23 protein-coding genes are annotated in these 17,296 nt (G+C 63.8%); 2 read left to right on the forward strand and 21 right to left on the reverse strand.

Going from position 1 to position 17,296, the window contains the following annotated elements:
• Window positions 1-192 precede the first annotated feature (192 nt).
• A complete protein-coding gene (locus EG850_RS10895) occupies window positions 193-411 on the reverse strand; it encodes a DUF3263 domain-containing protein (protein WP_124973396.1) in 219 nt (72 codons plus the stop codon).
• A 140-nt stretch (window positions 412-551) separates the two neighbouring features.
• Between EG850_RS10895 and EG850_RS10900 the strand changes: the two genes are divergently transcribed.
• On the forward strand, window positions 552-893 hold the full coding sequence (locus EG850_RS10900; RefSeq protein WP_124973398.1) for a hypothetical protein: 342 nt from the start codon (window positions 552-554) through the stop codon (window positions 891-893).
• A gap of 48 nt (window positions 894-941) precedes the next feature.
• The gene (locus EG850_RS10905) at window positions 942-1,589 is read left to right on the forward strand and encodes a helix-turn-helix domain-containing protein (RefSeq protein ID WP_124973400.1); all 648 of its coding nucleotides are present in this window, start codon (window positions 942-944) and stop codon (window positions 1,587-1,589) included.
• A 161-nt stretch (window positions 1,590-1,750) separates the two neighbouring features.
• Here the strand turns inward: EG850_RS10905 and EG850_RS10910 are convergent, their stop codons facing one another.
• From EG850_RS10910 to EG850_RS11000, 20 genes are all read right to left on the reverse strand, one after another.
• Window positions 1,751-2,110, reverse strand: coding sequence for a hypothetical protein (locus tag EG850_RS10910; RefSeq protein ID WP_124973402.1), 360 nt, complete (start codon window positions 2,108-2,110; stop codon window positions 1,751-1,753).
• Window positions 2,107-2,580, reverse strand: a complete 474-nt coding sequence (locus EG850_RS10915; RefSeq protein WP_124973404.1) for a hypothetical protein — start codon at window positions 2,578-2,580, stop codon at window positions 2,107-2,109. Before EG850_RS10915 ends, EG850_RS10910 begins: the two co-directional genes overlap by 4 nt.
• Before the next feature lie 10 nt (window positions 2,581-2,590).
• Window positions 2,591-3,253 carry a hypothetical protein gene (locus EG850_RS10920; RefSeq protein WP_124973406.1) on the reverse strand — a complete coding sequence of 221 codons (663 nt, stop codon included), beginning with the start codon at window positions 3,251-3,253 and terminating at the stop codon, window positions 2,591-2,593.
• 61 nt (window positions 3,254-3,314) lie between these two features.
• Window positions 3,315-3,773, reverse strand: a complete 459-nt coding sequence (locus EG850_RS10925; RefSeq protein ID WP_124973408.1) for a hypothetical protein — start codon at window positions 3,771-3,773, stop codon at window positions 3,315-3,317.
• Between the two features lie 7 nt (window positions 3,774-3,780).
• Window positions 3,781-5,739, reverse strand: a complete 1,959-nt coding sequence (locus tag EG850_RS10930; protein WP_124973410.1) for a hypothetical protein — start codon at window positions 5,737-5,739, stop codon at window positions 3,781-3,783.
• Window positions 5,733-6,887 carry a hypothetical protein gene (locus EG850_RS10935; RefSeq protein ID WP_124973412.1) on the reverse strand — a complete coding sequence of 385 codons (1,155 nt, stop codon included), beginning with the start codon at window positions 6,885-6,887 and terminating at the stop codon, window positions 5,733-5,735. The genes EG850_RS10930 and EG850_RS10935 overlap by 7 nt, the downstream gene beginning before the upstream one ends.
• Window positions 6,888-7,787 carry a hypothetical protein gene (locus tag EG850_RS10940; protein WP_124973414.1) on the reverse strand — a complete coding sequence of 300 codons (900 nt, stop codon included), beginning with the start codon at window positions 7,785-7,787 and terminating at the stop codon, window positions 6,888-6,890.
• An 8-nt stretch (window positions 7,788-7,795) separates the two neighbouring features.
• The gene (locus EG850_RS10945) at window positions 7,796-8,623 is read right to left on the reverse strand and encodes a phage tail family protein (protein WP_124973416.1); all 828 of its coding nucleotides are present in this window, start codon (window positions 8,621-8,623) and stop codon (window positions 7,796-7,798) included.
• Window positions 8,620-12,027: a phage tail protein gene (locus EG850_RS10950; protein WP_124973418.1), complete on the reverse strand. Its 3,408-nt coding sequence runs from the start codon at window positions 12,025-12,027 to the stop codon at window positions 8,620-8,622. The genes EG850_RS10945 and EG850_RS10950 overlap by 4 nt, the downstream gene beginning before the upstream one ends.
• Window positions 12,028-12,102: 75 nt before the next feature.
• A complete protein-coding gene (locus EG850_RS13310) occupies window positions 12,103-12,255 on the reverse strand; it encodes a hypothetical protein (RefSeq protein ID WP_185715039.1) in 153 nt (50 codons plus the stop codon).
• Between the two features lie 224 nt (window positions 12,256-12,479).
• Window positions 12,480-12,815: a hypothetical protein gene (locus tag EG850_RS10955; protein ID WP_124973420.1), complete on the reverse strand. Its 336-nt coding sequence runs from the start codon at window positions 12,813-12,815 to the stop codon at window positions 12,480-12,482.
• 90 nt (window positions 12,816-12,905) lie between these two features.
• On the reverse strand, window positions 12,906-13,511 hold the full coding sequence (locus tag EG850_RS10960) for a hypothetical protein (RefSeq protein WP_124973422.1): 606 nt from the start codon (window positions 13,509-13,511) through the stop codon (window positions 12,906-12,908).
• Between the two features lie 12 nt (window positions 13,512-13,523).
• Window positions 13,524-13,889 (reverse strand): hypothetical protein, encoded by a 366-nt coding sequence (locus EG850_RS10965; RefSeq protein ID WP_124973424.1) that lies wholly within the window; start codon window positions 13,887-13,889, stop codon window positions 13,524-13,526.
• Window positions 13,886-14,122, reverse strand: coding sequence for a hypothetical protein (locus EG850_RS10970; RefSeq protein ID WP_124973426.1), 237 nt, complete (start codon window positions 14,120-14,122; stop codon window positions 13,886-13,888). The genes EG850_RS10965 and EG850_RS10970 overlap by 4 nt, the downstream gene beginning before the upstream one ends.
• Window positions 14,119-14,451 carry a hypothetical protein gene (locus EG850_RS10975; RefSeq protein WP_124973427.1) on the reverse strand — a complete coding sequence of 111 codons (333 nt, stop codon included), beginning with the start codon at window positions 14,449-14,451 and terminating at the stop codon, window positions 14,119-14,121. Before EG850_RS10975 ends, EG850_RS10970 begins: the two co-directional genes overlap by 4 nt.
• Entirely contained in the window at window positions 14,441-14,836 is a 396-nt protein-coding gene (locus tag EG850_RS10980; RefSeq protein ID WP_124973429.1) for a hypothetical protein, read from the reverse strand. Before EG850_RS10980 ends, EG850_RS10975 begins: the two co-directional genes overlap by 11 nt.
• 2 nt (window positions 14,837-14,838) lie before the next feature.
• Window positions 14,839-15,183: a hypothetical protein gene (locus EG850_RS10985; protein ID WP_124973431.1), complete on the reverse strand. Its 345-nt coding sequence runs from the start codon at window positions 15,181-15,183 to the stop codon at window positions 14,839-14,841.
• Window positions 15,184-15,245: 62 nt separating this feature from the next.
• Window positions 15,246-16,265: a major capsid protein gene (locus tag EG850_RS10990; protein WP_124973432.1), complete on the reverse strand. Its 1,020-nt coding sequence runs from the start codon at window positions 16,263-16,265 to the stop codon at window positions 15,246-15,248.
• 14 nt (window positions 16,266-16,279) lie between these two features.
• Window positions 16,280-16,663 carry a potassium transporter gene (locus EG850_RS10995; RefSeq protein WP_124973434.1) on the reverse strand — a complete coding sequence of 128 codons (384 nt, stop codon included), beginning with the start codon at window positions 16,661-16,663 and terminating at the stop codon, window positions 16,280-16,282.
• 18 nt (window positions 16,664-16,681) lie between these two features.
• On the reverse strand, window positions 16,682-17,236 hold the full coding sequence (locus tag EG850_RS11000) for a hypothetical protein (protein WP_124973436.1): 555 nt from the start codon (window positions 17,234-17,236) through the stop codon (window positions 16,682-16,684).
• Between the last annotated feature and the right edge of the window lie 60 nt (window positions 17,237-17,296).

The following is a 17,296-nucleotide window of genomic DNA, read 5'->3' on the forward strand; positions in this document are numbered from 1 at the left end:
GTCGGGCTGACAGGATTTGAACCTGCGACCCCTTGTTATTTTGGGCACGTTTTCCATAAGAACGCACAGGATTGCATGCTTTCGATATTCACCCGACGATCAGGCGTTTCACCAAGTTTTGGCTTTCCATGCTTTCCGCCGGATTGCATCGAGATGCATTGCCATCATGGACCAATCATGGACGGAACGCGGTCACGCCACCCGACGTCGACGCGCTCGTTCGAGCCGAGTTACGACCTCGGGATACTCGCGACGAGCTTCAATCTCATGGTCCACGAGCACATGCAGCGCCTGGTAATAGCGAGCGACGCTGAGGCCTACCTCGGCGCGGATGACATCGCCCTTGTGTGACGAGTGCACGGGCATGCGCTCCTCGAGGTCGAGGATTGCCTTCTCTTGATCGGTGAGCATGTGTTGAGGGTGGCATGTGCCTACGACATGCGACACGCCCGAGATTCACGAGGTTGCGCGGTGTAGTAGTTTCTTCTACACTAGAGGTATCAGGAAGCACGACCACAAGGGTCACCGCAACCACTCACAAGGAGAAACAAATGGACACCTTCACCACCTTCGAAGCCCTCCACAACCACGTCCTCGCGCAGTTCCCCGACTCGGCAGCCCCCTACATCAACCTCCACGCTGGCATCCGCGCCACCGACCTGGACGACTGGATGTACGACATCGCCACCATCGAGGAGCTCCAGCAGGTGATCGAGATCACCACGGCGGCCCTCGACCCGATGCTCGCGCTCGAAGCCCGGAGCCAGGCGAGCATGCGCGCCGGAGTCGAATCGGTGAACGGCCAGCTTGTCAGCGGCATCACCCTGCACGACGGCTACAAGGGCGTCGCACGCCACGCCGCTATCGTCCTCGCAGAGCGCACCGCCAACTAACACCTCAGGGGCCGGGAGACCGGCCCCTCCCCCTTTAGGAGGGCGACAATGACTAGTCCTGCACACATCCGGGCGGTGCGCGAGCTTTGCGGGCTCACGCACGGTGAAATGGCCCGCCGCCTCGGCGTGCCCGAGAAGACGCTGATCTCTTGGGAGACGGCGGCACGCCAGCCGCGCGAGTCGATCAAGGACGAGCTGCGCGAGATCACCGCCGCTTTCGATGCGCTCATTGACCGGATTGTCGCTAGCGGTGACGATCCGATCATCGTCCCTAAGCAGGCCGAGCAAGACGGGTGGCCTGCCCGCTCGTGGCGGCACGCCGCCGCCCTCGCGATCGCAGAACGACCGGCTGATATTGCTTTCGAGCTTGACGACTATGTGGACACGAAGACCTCGCAATACTGGCGGGCGCACGGCGGTGCACCGGGCAAATGGCATGACCTCGCAGAGTGGGGCCGCGCCCATATGCGCGACATGCACGCGGGGGTCTTCGTGACGCAGACGGGTCGGATCGTCGGCACGGCCTTCCGCACTACAGGTGAGCACTCGACGTGGCACGCCGACCCCGAGACCGCCCGCCGCTACAGCCTCGTCGGCACTGTCGCGGATGGCGCCCGCCGCCGGATCGGGCAGGCCGAGGGCGAGGCGGTCATCCTCGTCAAGGCTTGGGAGATCACCACAGGTCAAGGAGGCTAGAGTGTGACTGCCCCGCGCGAGCGGGGATGAGCCCACGTGTGGTTGTGGAGCTACATACTGCCCCGCGTCAGCGGGGATGCGGAAACGCAAAGAAGACCCCCTCACCGGCCCATGTAGGGCTAGTGAGGGGGTCTTAGATTCTCTGCAATGTCTGAGTGGGTCTACTTGGTGGGGGCGAGCCAGGGCAGGAACCGGGCCGTGAACTCGATCACCGGACTCGCGGCCATGAGCCGTGCGAGGAACGTCGAGACCGCAGTCACCACCGTGAGCGCGCCTGCGAGCCACGCGACAACCTCCGGGCCGATCACCGCGCCAAGGTGTTCAATCGCGAGCGGGATCGCGACAGCGAGGACAGCGAGGGCGCTCAGGAGCACCTGAATCGCGGTGCGGATCGCGGCCTGCCACGGGAACCGCGCCTGCGTCGAAGCCTGCGGTTCCCACGCGGCCATGCGTACATTGTGTGCAGCGGTTTCACGGGCCATTTTGGCGCCCCAATCACCGTGCGTCAGATCATCAGTCATTCTGTCTCCTTTGGTCGGTCGTCAATGTGCTCGCCAATCGCGATAGCGCCCGACGACAGCGCCTCAACGTAAAGCTCCGGCCACACGATGCGAGCCACCTCGGGCGGCACCGGATACGGCACCGTGCCGCCGCCTCGGTAATAGCGGTGTGCACGCGCAATGAATCCGCGTAGCAACTCGGAATCGTCCCGATGCTGTTCAAGCTCTTCCACGCGCGTCGAGAGGGCACGAAATTCGTCCTTCAAGCCCTTGAATTCGTCGCGCTGTTCTTCATAGAGCGTCTTCCACACTTGCGCCGCTTCGGCTGCCGTAGCGGCCTTCGACGCATCAGCGGCGGCGGCGGCGGCGAGCGCTTCGGCAGCGGCCTTCGCGGCCTGCGCCTTGGCGTTACCGCGCCCCGTGAGCAGGCCGATAATGCCGACGACAGCCGAGATGACCGCAGTGACAATGACATTCGGGTCAATCGGCATGCGCGGCCCCCTACTTTTCGAGCGCGTCAGCGATACGAGTCAGGAGCGCGTTCTGCTCGCGGATGAGTGCCGACTGCTCACGCGTGAGCTTCAACGACTCAAACGTGCGCTGCTCCACCCGCGAAAGCACGGGGAGCATGATCTTGTCGCGCGCATACGCATCAAGATCGGACTGCTTCAGCATCCGCTTCTGCTGCTCTTCGGTCAGTGCCATGAGAAAACCTTCCTGAGACTTGATCGCGGGAGTGAGCCCGCTAGAGAGAGTGATTTTGTTTATTCCGTTGTCTACGGACCAGCCGAGATAGGTGAAGCCGGTGCGGCGTGTGTACTCGCGCACTCCGATGACGCCGAGCCCGTCACCGTGACCGTCATCGACGTGCCCGGACGCCATCCAGACGTCGTTGTCGCCAAGTTCAATAGCGACATGCCCATACGGTTCCGGCTCCCACCACCAGTGGCAGGCCCCGACCGGAGCGCCTGACGGATCGCGCGAGACGATCTTCGAGGCGCGGTAGGCCGCTCGCGCATCGGGGTAGGTGGCAATGTCGTGCTGGGGAGTTCCGGTGAGCCAGACGACGTTCCAGACGAGCTGTTGGCAGCGGCCTCGCCAGTCTCGTCCGGGGTAGGTGGAGCGGAGCTTCCGTGAGAGGCCCGCGGTATCGAGAGAGGTCATTGGTGCCTTCCTTCGGAAACGAACAACGCCCCCAAGTAGGGGCGCTAGATGAACTCTTGCGTTAGGTCTCGACCCAGCCGTAGACGCCGGGAGGCCACACATTCGCGTCGGCAGTGGACCGCCAGGTCTTCCCACCCCGAGTGACAACGTCACCGACCTTGTATGCGTCGTGTCCCCCGACTGGCTGCACCCATTCCGGTACAGCCCCGGCAGGCGCGACCTCACGCCACCCCGAGACGCCCGGCGGGTGAGCATTCCCGGCGACGAGTGACTCCCAGGTCTTGCCGCCATAGGCGACTGTCCATCCTTGCGGGTAGGCGTCGTGAGCCCCAGACGGGGCGACCCACGGCGCGCCCATCTCCCGCCCCGACGCGGTGAGCACTTCGATCTGGATATCGATCACCCGTTGCTCGGCGTCCTTGACTGCCGCGCGACGGATGGACTCGATGTTGGCGCGATCGATCAAGTCGGCGAGTTCTTCCGCCGTCAGGGACTCGAAATCGATTTCGGGAATTGTCATTACATCCTCACTTGGTGTAGGTCACGCGAAGCAGGGCCCTACTCGCGAAATAGCCGTACGACGACAGCTGCCCGACGTTGAACGGCGCGATCAGGATGCCGCCCTTGCCGATCAGCCGCGACAAGTTGCCTGACGGCACGGTGCGGTTGTGCGAACCCCCCGGCCCGCCCCAGCCCTGCGAGAGGTTCGCGCGCCCCGACAGGCGGTTTGTGGATGCGTCCATGTAGTAGGCGATCTGCCCGCCTGAGTAGGTCTGGGTGATCGTGAGCTGGACGAGCGCTTCATTGACCGTCGCGCCGTTGAGTCGCGACAGATCGAACGGGTACCAAATGAACTCAGCCATGTCGCTCCCGAAGGTGTTGTAGGCACCGAGCGTGAGGCGGGAGTCGACTGCGTTCGAGCCATCGGGGCGAATGCCCACGGCGTCGCCGGACCAGATGTAGTCGGTCTTCGTCACCTTCGAGGGCGGCTGTGGCGTGGTCCCCGAGACCGTTTGAGTCTCGACCACGTACGCGGCCCCGATATCCTCGATCTTTAGCACGGGTAGCGTGGTGATTTGCCCGCCAACAGCACCGTTGAGGTAGAAGGTGCCCGCGTTCGTCCGGATATAGATCCAGATAACCGTCTCGCCGTTCGAGAGGTAGGTCGAGTTGGCGAGCAGGTAATCGCCGCTCACGTCGATGTGCGTGACCCCGCTCGCATCGCCCGATACTCCTTGCGCTGCGAGCATCACCAACTCGGCGAGTCGCCGCGAGGCCGAGCCTGCACCGGACGCCCCCAGGCGCGCCTGCCGGAAGTCGGCTACGAGCAGGTTCTCTGCCGATGCCGCGCCGCCCCTGAACCCGAAGGTGATGCGGTACATCCGCCCTGGCTCGGGGGTGAACTTCGTCGACAAGTAGGGGCCGTTCGCGGTCGTGGCGTTGATACCGTTCGACGGGACAACCGCAGAGAGGACGCCACGGGGACCCTCGGAAATCGCGGTCGCGAAGTCCTGCCCGCCGACGGCGATCGTCTCGAAGTCGCCCGCGGTGCCATACACGAGACCGCTGGGAGTGATACCGCCGTGCAGTCCGGCGCTATCGCCTACCTGCACCGACGAGGACCCGTCGGGGCGGATCTGGATGAGGGGGGTGCGGTTCTCCCAGTCGTCGTACGCCTGCCCGGGCTGGGGCGGCGCATAGAACACGAGGCCATTCGAGTCCCAGCGGGCGTTCTCCCCAACGTCGAGCATCGCGGCCGAGATCTCGTTGGCGCCGACATGGTGCGCTTTGATCGCACCCGTCGCGATCATGTCCTCGGTGATGATCGACGTGAGCGCCTGCAGCTTGTCGACGACCGCGAGCTTCGCGAACAGCTCGTCAGCGACGAGCGCGTTGATGTTCGCGATGCCCGTGACGGTGAGGTGCTGCATCATCGCGTCGATGAAGACGCCTACCGCGGCCGCAACTTCGGAGGCCGCGAGCCGAGAGGTGACGATCTTGCCGACCATCATTGACTCGTGGAAGTCGACTTCGGCCCATTCCGCCGGATACTCAGCGCCCTGCCACGGTGAAGTCAGCCGATAGGCCGCGATCACGGCACCCTCAGCGTTCAGCCGGTAGTAGGTCGCCTCCCCCACCGTGGTCGACGGCGGCATCCCCGTGCCGTAAAGCACCTGCGCTTTCGCACCAATGGCGCCGAGCGCATCATCCGCTACGTCGAAAGCTTCCTGCGCGAGCGCCTGCACGGTAGTGAGCCGTGCGCCCGCATCGGCGAGTTCCTGCTCCGCTGCAGCGACCGCTGTCGATACCCCGGTGAGTTCGGTCAGCACATCCCGCACGGGAATGATCGACTCACCCGCCGGAGCCGCTTCACCCGTCTGCACAGTGAGGCTCGACGAGGCACGAGCGATGCCCTGGCCCGCTTGACGTTGGAGGCCAGCCAGCACGCCAGGTAGCGACGGTTGCAGGTTGAGCTTTCTCACCATGCTTTGACCTCCACGGGATCGAAAGTAAGCGTGACGCTCTTCCCCGCGTTCCCCTTCATTCCGAGGATGCGGAGCAGGTGCGTACCGTCACTGAGTGCCGAATGGCCTTGCACCGAGATCTCGGCGAGCTCGCCCGGCCAGAATGTGCCAAGCGGCGTCGAGCCGTCGGCGCGCACCTCGAGCGATACCTGCACGAGCGGGAACGGCAAGAGCCGTGCTTCGGCATCACGACGCAGGAGGTGTACGGAGTTGGCTTCAATGCTCGAGTCAGACACGACCCGCTCAACGAGTGGCCAATCGGTTGGCACGTCAGTGTCGGCTCGCACCACCGGCACGGCGACGTCCTGCCCGCCACCGACGCCGTAGACGCGATGTGCGACGTACGCGGCCGAGTAAGTGGCGTTGAGCGACTGCGTATCGACGGAACCGACTTCCCAAGAATGGATCGAGGCTTGTCCAAGCCACGGGTCGTGCTCGGTGCCGGTGAGCATCTGCCAGCCAATGTGCTGCTCGTCGAGGATCACCGGTCGGAAGTCGATATCGGGGCCGCCTTCGACGTTGGCGATCTTCTCGAGCACGCTCGCGACATCGAGGTTCGCGACATTGAATGCCTGATAGGTGCGCTCTCGCGTACCCGTCCGAGGCTCCTCAAACTGGATCGGAAGATTGCCGCCGGGCTTCGCGAGCGCGATCTTCACGACCTCCGCCGCAATCGAGCCAAGATCGAGATTCTTGAACGCGATTTGACGGTTCGCCGCGAACTCCTCAGGCACGACAAAGCGGCTCTTGAGTAGGTCGGTTGGCCCGTCGACGGTGATCGAGATCTTCTTGGCAGTGAGCTGCACTTGCGGATTGATCGGTCCCGCCACGATCGGCACTCCGTCCCAGAGCGCGGCGATGCCGTTTCGAACCGGCATCAGCGTCGCGAGCAGGCGCGCCTGCCAATTCGGCTCCGACCGATCTATCCACCCAGCGTGTTCGAGCGCCGCCAATGACCACGAGAAAGACGACAGCGACTGCTCCCCGGCGCTCTGCGGGGGCTCAGCCATACGTCCGTCTCTCACATCGCGTGACCACGAAAACGGCACGCGCGGCAGCTCGCCGAGACGAAGGCCGTCGACCGTACGAAACAGCTCGAGCGACCACATTTAGGCGGCCCCGAGGTCGATCACCTGAAATACAGTCCCCTGATAAACCTCACCCTGATACGCACCATACAATCCACGGGCCGATTGACCGTCACGCTTCAACCGCTTGTAGGCCACTGTGTGCTCACCTGCCGGTACCTCGGCGGTCCAAATGAATGTTTGCGTGCTCGCCCCGTCAACCTGCGCAACAAAAGTTGCACGGTCGATGTCGTCGAGAGCAGCCCGGAAGAATTGTGCCCCCCGCGCACCGCTAGCAGTAGGCATGAGCGAGGGCATGATCCGAAACTCAAGCGTCCGCGCGGTCGGGAGGACAAAGCTCCCCGCTCCCACCGTTTCAACCGCATCCGGCAATGCCGAGTTACGCACGTCGCGGAATGAGTGCAGTACGCCGAGCGATGCACCGTAAGGGATCGCCCGCGGCCCCGGCGTGAGCGTGGTCGCTGAGCCGCGAGTCGCACCCGATGGCACCAGTGCGCGAGCCAGCTCGACCGCGCCGGCAGGCAGCGCCGGAGCGACCGGCGTCGGAGCCGCATTACCCTGCGTCACACCACTCGTCACAAGGTTGTCAGCATCACCCTTCGACGGGTCATTCTGGCGAGCCCAGATGAGATCGATACGAGACCCTGATGCCGGCGCGGCCGTGGTCGTGACGGTCCCGCTCGCAATCGGGAACGTGGTCGCGCCATCGGCGCCGCCCCGCGAGGCGACCGCGACCGACACTGGATCAGCCCCGGAGTCGAGCACGTATGCCATCGCCGTTGCAGAGCCGGTCACCCGGCACCCCATCACGATTCCGAGGTTGTGAAACCCCGAGCGCACAAGCATCCGGTCGTCGAGGGCCGTGCGTCCGACGATATTCCCGCCGACGGTCATTGCGTCGATACCGACACCTGTAGGCATGATTGCTCCTAAATCCAGGCTGAACGGAACTCGACGTCCGCCCAGGAGTCACCGACTTGCGCCGGAATGAACGAGAGAGTGAGGTCGCGCTGCTTCGGCACGTCGAACCAACCGCGCGCAGTGAGTGCACGGGAGCGGTTCACGCCCTGCACGAGCGCGACGCGACGTCGACAATCGATGACGACCGGCGCTGAGAGCATCACGTCATCGCGATAAGTGATCGACCGGCCGAGGGAATCCATGAGCGTAAACCCGCCCAGAATGTTGCCATGCACGGTGATCACCGGCCACGACTCCGCCGACCCACGGTTGTAGACCGTGCCCGACTGCGACGGCCCCGCCACATTGCCATACACGATCGGATACTTGACCGGGTAAGTGAACCCGCCGGTCGAACCCGCACCGACGAGCTGCACCCGTTGCGGTGCCGACTCGTACCGGCGAGGGTCAGCCGTATTCACGGTGACCGCAAACTCGCCCGAAGTGCGCCACTTTGGACCAAATTCGACTTCGACCCAGCCATCGACCAACGTGTCGTCAACGTCGAGCACCCGCACCGGGATGACCTTGTGCGCGAGCGCGTTGAAGCGCGTGTACACGTCGACCGCGAACTCGCGTGAATCGCCGACGTACGCGAGGTGCGCCGTCACAGTCCGAGCCGAATACTCGAGATCCGAAGACCGGAGCGGGAAAGCACCATCGGTACCTTCCCTCTCCTCAACCTTCGACTTCACACCAGGCAGGTCATACCAGCCATCGATGCCCTTCTCGGTGACGATAAGCCCGGCACTCGACGGAGTGTGAAAACCGATCTCGATGTCGTCGATCCAGATCATGCGTCTACTCCTACAAGTCCACGAGCCGCTGCCGCGGCGAGACGATCACCGACGACATTCGCGTCGGTTTGCGGCATGTAGTTCGTCTGCTGAATGGTCACCCCACCCTGCATCCGATCCCACTGCTCCGACGTGAGCACCGGCTCGGGCTTCCCCGTGGCGTTGTACGCCATCGTGAGCCCAGGTTGCAACCAACCGCCCTCGTCGTACAGCTTCGGGCCCGGCCAAATGCCACCCTGATTCGCGACGTGAATGTGATCGTAGTGACCGGCCACCTGCCAGAGGATCTGACGCCAACCACCCATCGCGATGATCTCGTCAGCAGCTGCGAACATGGCAGCTTGCGAGCCCGCAATGTCGACCGCAGGGTTATCCCAGTCACCGTGATACGACGTCGGTGACCGACCCAGCGAAGCGTTATAGGCCGGATCGCCATACGTGTCCGTGACGACAAGGCCATGCTTCGCGATGATTGGCGCGAGCCGAGCAAGCGTCGGACCGCCCCGGTATCCGTCGATGACCGCGGACTGTGCGATGCTCCCCTTGAGGAGATCTTCGAGCCACCCGATCACCATGTTCGGCACACCGGTGAGTATGTCGCCGAAGATGCCGCCGCCGATGCCGCCAAGCAGGTTACGCACCGGCTCGACGATCAGATTCTTGATCGCGCCGAGCGGATCGCTGATGATGTCCATCGCCGCATTCGTCGCCTCAGCGAAGAACCCGAGCGCACCCGAGACGGTCTCACCAATCCAGTCCCACACACCGCCGTCCGCAAACGCGAACGCCGGCACTCGACCGGCATCACCGCGAGCGGAGTTGACGCGGTCAAGCCAAGCCTTCCCCCCGAGCGCCCGGAGCGCATCCGGTCGGATGATGCCCTCCCCACCGGAGAGATGCAGCAGACCACCGGTTGGCGAGTAGAACCTGTGCACGTCACGACCCGGCGTATAGCCGGGAAGGACACCACCGGAAGCGAGCTTGATCGGCGTCGCCGTCGGCATCCGAATATCGAGGCCGACCGCTTCAGCGATCTGGTCAAACAGCGCCTTGATGCCGTCGTTGTAGACGGTATTGATGACGAAGTTGACCGGCCCAACCGCGGCTCTCTTGATTGCGTCCCAGGCTTTGCCGATCGCGTCTTTGAGCGTGTCGAACGCGCCACCGATCTTGCTGGTCGCCGAATCGAAGGCGGGAACCACGTTCGCAGTGAACCAGTCCGCGACCGGCCGGATCACCGACTGGATGCCATCCCAAACTGGCTTGATGACGTTTTCGTAGAGCCACGTGAACGCGACACCGAGGGTGTTGCGTACGAAGTCGACGATGCCGCGGAAGATCGCGCCGATCACGCCCCAGGCAATCGCGAGGGCCACTTGGATCGCGGTCCACACGAACGACACGGTGTTCCAAAATGCCATGAAGACGGGCATAAGGATCGTGTTGAATACGAACGCAATGAGGTCGAATATCGGCGCCAGGATCGTGTTCCAGACCCAGCCGATGACGCCAGCGACCGCGTTCCAGACGAATGAGTTGACGTTCCACCATGCCTGAATCACTGGCATGAGGATCGTGCTCAGTACGAACGCAAATAGGTCGAGGATCGGCGCAATGACGGTTTCCCAAGCCCAGGTGAATACGCCGGTGATTCCGTCCCACACGCCTTGGAAGAACTCAGTGAGTCCACCCCATACGTCCTGGAACCCTTGCCCGGCTTCCGTGCTCGAGTCGCCGAGGCTCTTGAACCAGTCGGTGACGACTTCGACGCCATCAGCGACCCATTGCAGTGCCGGCACGACATAGTCGGTGAGGATGCCAGCGAGCCATTCGGCTCCTTCCATGAGGAAGGCTGCGCCGAGGTCGATGAGCGGAGTGATCAGGTCGAGTACCCACGAGACGAGCCCGATGATCGGGTCGAGGATCGCGACGAGGATTGAGATGACGGGCGTCAAGACCGCTGCGAGCGCGCGAACGATCGGCACGAGGATCGGGCCGAGCATCTCGATCAGCGGTGTGAGCGCGACGATGACTTCGCCGAGGAGTCCGCCGAGCGTCCCGAAGATCGGGGCGAGTTGCGCGAAGAGATCCTGCACGACAGGAGCGAGTGCGGTGAATAGTTCGCCGAGCACGCTACCGATGGCGCCGAACGCGCCGCCGAGGGCTTCGCGCAGTTCGGGGCTCGCGGCGATCAGTGCGGTGACTAGACCGATCACCATGCCGATCGGGCCGAGGAGAGTAGCGATCTTGCTACCGATCCCGGCGGCACCACCGGCGGCTGCGCCGCCCGCACCGATGCCGCCAATCGCGGCCGAGAGCGTACCAACCGCGGAGATCGCACCGCCGACGGCGCCGGCGATCTTGCCCAGGAGCAAGAGCACCGGTCCCGCCGCGACAGCGATACCGGCAACGATCCCGATCGTGCGTTGGATCTGCGGGTCGAGGCCCTGCCACCAGCCGATCAGCGTGCGGATGTGCTCGACAGCGGTCGCGAGCATTCGGCCGAATGCGATGCCGAGTTCCTCAGCCTTCGGCGTGAGGTCATCGATCATGCCGGTGAATTCGACAAGGAGCGGCTTGATCTGTGAGAAGAACCCGCCACCCTCGCCGCCAGCGTCGAGGAATGCCGCGCCGGCGCGGCCGATTGCGGCCTTCACGTTGTCCCACGCGGCGACCATGGACTCAGCACCCATGATGCCCGCGGCACCACCTACCGCGCCTTCCATGGCTTCCTGGAAGGTCTCGAACGAGATCTTGCCCTCAGAGCCGAGCTTCATGACCTCTTCGGTCGTGATGCCGAGGTGCTCCGCGAGCGCAGGGAGGACAGCGACGCCTCGCTCGGACAGCTGCGCGATGACTTCGCCGTTGAGCTTGCCCGTGGCGGCGACCTTGTTGAAGATCGCGCCCATCTCGTTCATGTCGGTACCGGCGACCGAGGCGGTGTCGGCGACAAGCTTCAGGGTGCGTTCGAGGTCTTGGCCCGGCTTGATACCAGCGGCCACAGCTCCCGCGGCAGTCGTTGCGGCTTCACCGAGGCCGAAGGCGGTGCCCTTGACCGATGCGAGGGCGTTCGCCATGACCGCGTCGATGTCCTCAGCGGACATCTTGAGCCCCTTGAGCTTCGCCCGTGCCGTGTCGATCGCGACGAGACGGTTCCAGCCAGAGACCGCGAAGATGCCAGCCACGGCGGTCGCCGCGGCAAGCGCGGGCTTTGTGATCCCGTTAGTGAGCTTCGATCCGACTGCGGTGGCCGCGTCGCCCCACTGCGAGATCTTCGCGCCGACCGCTTGCAGGTTGAGGCCCTTGCCGATCGCGCCGCTGAGTTCCTGACCGAGCTTCGAGCCAACGCCCTTGACGTCGACGCCTGCGAGCTCGGCAGTGATCTGGCGACTCGCACCCCGCATCGAGGGGACAATGGAAACCCATGCGGAACCTAGTGTGAACCCGTTCGTGGTCAAGATCGCCCCCTCGATGTTGAGTTACTTCTTTTGGCGTGCGAGCCACCGCTCGGCCTTCGCCTGAGCACGCCGGTCACGCTCCTGCGCCTCGACCTTCCAGTCGGGCTTCGGCGGTTCGACTGGCTTCGGCAGCTGATGCGATTTCGTGCCGAGCGCGGACATGATTCCGGTCACGATGCGGTGGCCCTCGAAATGGATTGCGGCGACCTCGTCAGACCAGGCCGCTGGCCCACCTCGCGCACGGAGAAGACGCGACCCCGGAGGCAGCTGCGTAACGAGCACCCACGCGCGGCGCCACGAGAGGGTGCCGCGCCAGAGATCGAGGAGGTCTACGCCGTATTCACTTTGTAGATCCGCCTCGATCTCATCGGCGTAGTCACGCAGTAGCTTCCGGAGCGCTAGGCGTTTCCCTGGCCACCCGCCTGGATAACCTCCGTAACGAACACGAGCAGATCGCTGCGCTTGAGCTTGCCGTCGACGCGGAGCGAGTCCTTGATCTCAGCGACGCGCTTCGCGTCGCCGACGATGACCTGCAACGCGAGGTTCGGGCTTCCGTGCTCGAGCGCGGTCATGAGGTCGTCATCGTCGAGGTCATTCGGGTCGAACTCGAGGTCGAATCCGCGCACCGTGACCTTGATCAGCTCGCCAGTCGCTTCGGCCTTCGCCGCGTGATCAGCAGGTGCCTTCGCGCCAGCCTCCGCCGCGAGTTCCTTGGTGGTCTTCTTAGTAGTCATTGCTCTCCCTGAATGGGTGCTCTCCTGGAAATACAGAGCCCCCGCGACGTCGGGAGAGCATCGAGCGTCGCGGGGGCAGTAGATGGGCTGCTACGGCGTCTCAGGCACCGTCACAGTGCCCGGAATCATCGCCGGGGCATCGGTAAGAAGACGGAAGCCGCCGAGCACCCCGAGCGCGTACTGCCACGCCGTGAGTTCCTTCGCCTTCAGGGCAACCGACGAGCGGGCTCCGAGCGTCACGTGAGTAAGGATCAGACGCCACTTCGAACCCGAGCCGGTCGTCTCGAACGCATCAATCACTGCACAGAGGTTCTTCACTGTGCGCGACGCGGGCGCATTGAACTCGGCATAGTCCTTGCCTGCCGCGGTCTTCTTCTCGACCGTCGCGTCAAGGTTCCACTTGACGATCTCGAGCTTTGACTCGAGCAAGTTTGCGTTCAGGGTCGTGTCGGAGCTCGACATGAATTCCTTCACGACAGCGTTGCCCTGGTGACCGCGGATCTTCTCGACCGAGTCGGACAGGTCGAGCGCCATGCCTTCCTCGGAGATCCAGCCGCAGTCGATCATGCCTGCGGGGATCGCGCTGTTGAAGTCGAGATCGGCGAGCTGCGCAGCGAGCGCGGGAGTGTATTCAGCGAGATAGACCGAGTCGTCATCCGACCCGAACATCAGCGCGTTGAGCGAGTTGACAGTCATTTTGGTTGCCTCCTAGCGGCAAGTAGCGGTGAGTTGGTAGGTCGCCACACTGCGTGGCGAGCCCGTGTCGGGATCGGGGAGTTCTTGCGGCGTGGTCGCCCACACGATCGATGAGACCGGCGACGCCTGGTCAGAGGGGAGCTTGCGGATGAGCGCGTCCACGTCGGCAGCGAGCGAAGCCGCACGACCCGTCGACGTGTCGTAGGCCGAGATCGTGAGCTGCACGACCTGCATGATGCGTTCTCGTCGTCCGGGGCCACCCGTGCCGACGACGCGCACGAATCGCTTCGTGCCGTCGTCAGGCCGGGACGACACCACCCGCACATCGAGGGCGCGGAGCGCAGCCATGACGACGGCTTTGACGTCGGGTGACTTCATAAGCCATCGCCTACAGCGCGCTCGAGCACATGCTCTCGCGCCTGCCGAATCTTCGCTTCATACGTTTCGGCCATCACCGTGGCGCGAGCACGATCAGCACCCACGTTGACTTGCGAACCGAAGCCGTCGCCTGCACGGCTTGCGATGGTCTCACCGGCTTCGGCAAGCATCGCCTGTACTTGCGCCGACTTGAGGAACGCATCTATTTCGCGCTTGTTGGGTACGAACTTCACGAAGTCTCCTTACGGTGTGCGCCAATGAGCGAGACCGACAGTCCCAGTGGCCAACGTGCCGGTCGGCCGTCGACGCGCCACTCAGCACCATCGACTTCGAGTCGATCTCCCGACTTGATGTCTGGCCATTGATCAGGCCAGTACAAGGTCGGGCTTGTGACCGTGGCGTCGGTGCCAGCTTCGATCGGCAGATCGGTTGGCGTCGGCGCGAACAGCGCGTCAGGGAGCGCTACGCGCTCGTCTTCGCCGGGGACCGGCTCGTCGTATTGATCAATTCCGCCGTCCCCTGCCCGGATGCGAACTACCGTGACCTTCCAGTCATCGAACATCGCCCGGTCCCTTCACCTGCACGGTGAACGCCCGACGTGCCTTCTTGGCCGTCAGCATCCGGCGATGCTTCGCGGTCAGGAACATGTCGCCGCGCGGGTTCGCGAACTTGAGCGTCTTCTGAAACGGGCCAGCGCCCTGCTGCACAGACTCAAGTCCTGGGCCATTACCGGATGCCAGCGCCGACTCGACTATCTCGCACACGACGTCGGCGACCGTGTCCGGGTCAAGTTCCTTGCGCGCGATCCGGTCATCGATACCTGCAATCTCCGCACGGACTGTACGGGATGCCCGCGCGAGATTGCGGTCGAGCTTGTCGTCTGATGTGCCCGCCGGCGCGATGAACTCGTTCTCTTTGAAGTAGGTCGAGTCAGCGAACGGCTCCATGGTTACTTCCGTGCTCGGGTCTTCGGCGCCGCGGCGTACGGTCCAGCCTTGGCCGGTTCAGCCTTCGTCTCGGTGGCTACCTCGCGCTCGTCATCCTCCGACTCATCGTCTTCGGACTCGTTGCCTTCGTCATCTTGGCTTTCGCCTTCAGGGTCGGCGTCCTGCTGGTCGTCGCCAGACTGGTCGTCGACCTCGGGTTGTTCGCCAGAATCGAGTTCGTCGGCAATGAGGTGCTCACCAAGCTCGACATCTTCCGGCACGACGTCGCCAGCGGCGAGCGTGACCACCGAGCCAATGCCGGTCGTGATGATCACGACGCCTTCGAGGTCTTCACGAATCTTGCTCATGATGTTCTCCTTTGAGACACGTGTGGGCGGCAACGAACGTCACCGCCCACACGCTTGATCAACTAGGCCGCGACCGTCGCCTTGAGCGACAGGTTCGCGTTCGCGAGCACCGGCATGGCGATCGCGTCGGAGACGACCTCGGCGAGCATCGGAGGCTTCTCGCCGCGGTAGACGCCCGCGACGATGCCAGGAGCATCGCCCTCGAGCTGGAACTTCGGGTCCGACGAGGTGAGGGTGCGACCCCAGAACGTCGCGCCGAGCGGCGCGTCTTCCCAAGCGTCGACGTCGACCGGAGCGGGGAGCAGGAGAAGCTCATTCTCACCAAGGATCAGACCAGCCGACGTGCGACGGGTGTACACCTCGATCGGGGGCAGACCGGCACCCTCGACAAGCGAGTTGATCTCAGCTGCCGATGCCGGACGCGAGCCGCCACCAACCAGGTTGGTCTTGAACTCATCACCGGCCGCGAGCAGACGGTACGCCTTGCGCGACATGATGATCGCACCGGGCGCGACGCCGTTCGTCGCCTCGTAGACGTCCGACCATGCCTGAAGGTCAGCGAGGCGCGACACTGTCGAGCCGGTCGACCAAAGGTTCGCCGCGGTCACCGTGTGCGATGCCTTACGGCCGAAGTCGTCAGCACTGCCGATCTCGGGGATCGTCGCCTTGCCGGTCGACAGGACGATGCCGCGGAGCCGCTCGATACGGTCCGAGACTGCCTGCGCGACCTGACGAGTCGTCGACAGCGCTTCGGTGAGGATGTCCTCGTTGTCAGCATTGCGGACGCGCAGCTGGTCGTACTCAGAGATGATCTGATTCTGCCCAATTGCGGGGAGCTCCAGCGTGTAGCGCTTGCCGCCCTCGCCCTTGCCGATCTCCGGCTCAGCGTCGAAGGCACGGAACTGCGCCTCCGCGACGAGACCAGCTTGGCCAGCCTTGAAGCGCACGACAATGTCGTTCACCGTCCGGTTCGGGAGGAAGTGAGCGAGGCTCGACTTGCGCGCCTCGATATCGGCCAGAGCCTCGCGGACGTAGCCCGTGAGCTCGGCAGGATCGATCAGTTCGGTCCAGAGAGTTGCCATTGAACTAGTCCTTTCTAGGCGAAGACGCAGGTCGTGGCGTTCTTCGCGGCCGCGGGGGCAGCGAAGTCGGCGTACGGCACGTTCGCGACATTGATGCGGCCGTGGTCAAGCACGGGCACACCAAAGTCGGCGTCGCCGACGACCTTCTGGTCAGTGAGGATGAAGCCAGCGAGAACGCCGGCGTCTGTGGTAGTGCCCACGGCAACCGTGTAGGGCACGACGCGATTGTCGACAATCGCGACGGGAGTGCCCGACTTGATGAAGCCGTTGGGGAAGTGCGTGGTCTTCGTGAACGCGGAGACGTCGAGGATCTCGGTGCGCGCATTGCGGATGCCGTGCGACGAGCCGAGCCAAGTCATGTCACCTGCGCCGAAGGTCTCGGTAGTGAGACGAGGCATGGGTTACTCCTTTGAGTGTTATGAGTTGGTCTTCTTCTTGTGTCGGTTCTGGAACAGCTCGCGACCCGACTGCACGGAGCCGCCCTTGCGGTCGGCTTCGCGCTGGCCCGAGTCAGGGACGACTTCCGTCGTCCGCTTGATCTCGGTCGAGTTCGCGGTCACCCATTCGGTGATTGCGTCGACGTCCGCACCGTCGCCCTTGATGAACCGCGACTTATCGAAGTCGAGCAGCGCGTTCGGTGAGAGTGCACGGCCTGCGAGCGCTGACGTGAACGCGGTGCTCACTCGCTCAGCGGCAAGCACGGCACGAACTTCGGCACGGCCTTCTTCGCGCGCGGACTCGACGGCATCGGCCGGCGGTTCCTTCGGCAGCTTGTCGAATTGCTCGGCCTTCGCCTTGTAGTCGTTAAAGCCGTCGTACTTCTTGTGCGTGCGTGCGACCGCGGCGTCAATGATCTTGTCGAGATCTGCCTGCGTGGCCGGAGGCGTGAACGTCGACGCGCTCTCCTGCTGGCCCTGGCTGGCGTCGGACTGCCACCACTGCTGCGGTTGCTGTTGCATGAGAATGGGCATTCTGTTCCTTTCATGAACACCGATTAGGGCCCGTCGGCCATCACCCCGATGCGCTCGGGT

Source organism: Gulosibacter macacae (assembly GCF_003865375.1).
Lineage (GTDB): Bacteria > Actinomycetota > Actinomycetes > Actinomycetales > Microbacteriaceae > Gulosibacter > Gulosibacter macacae.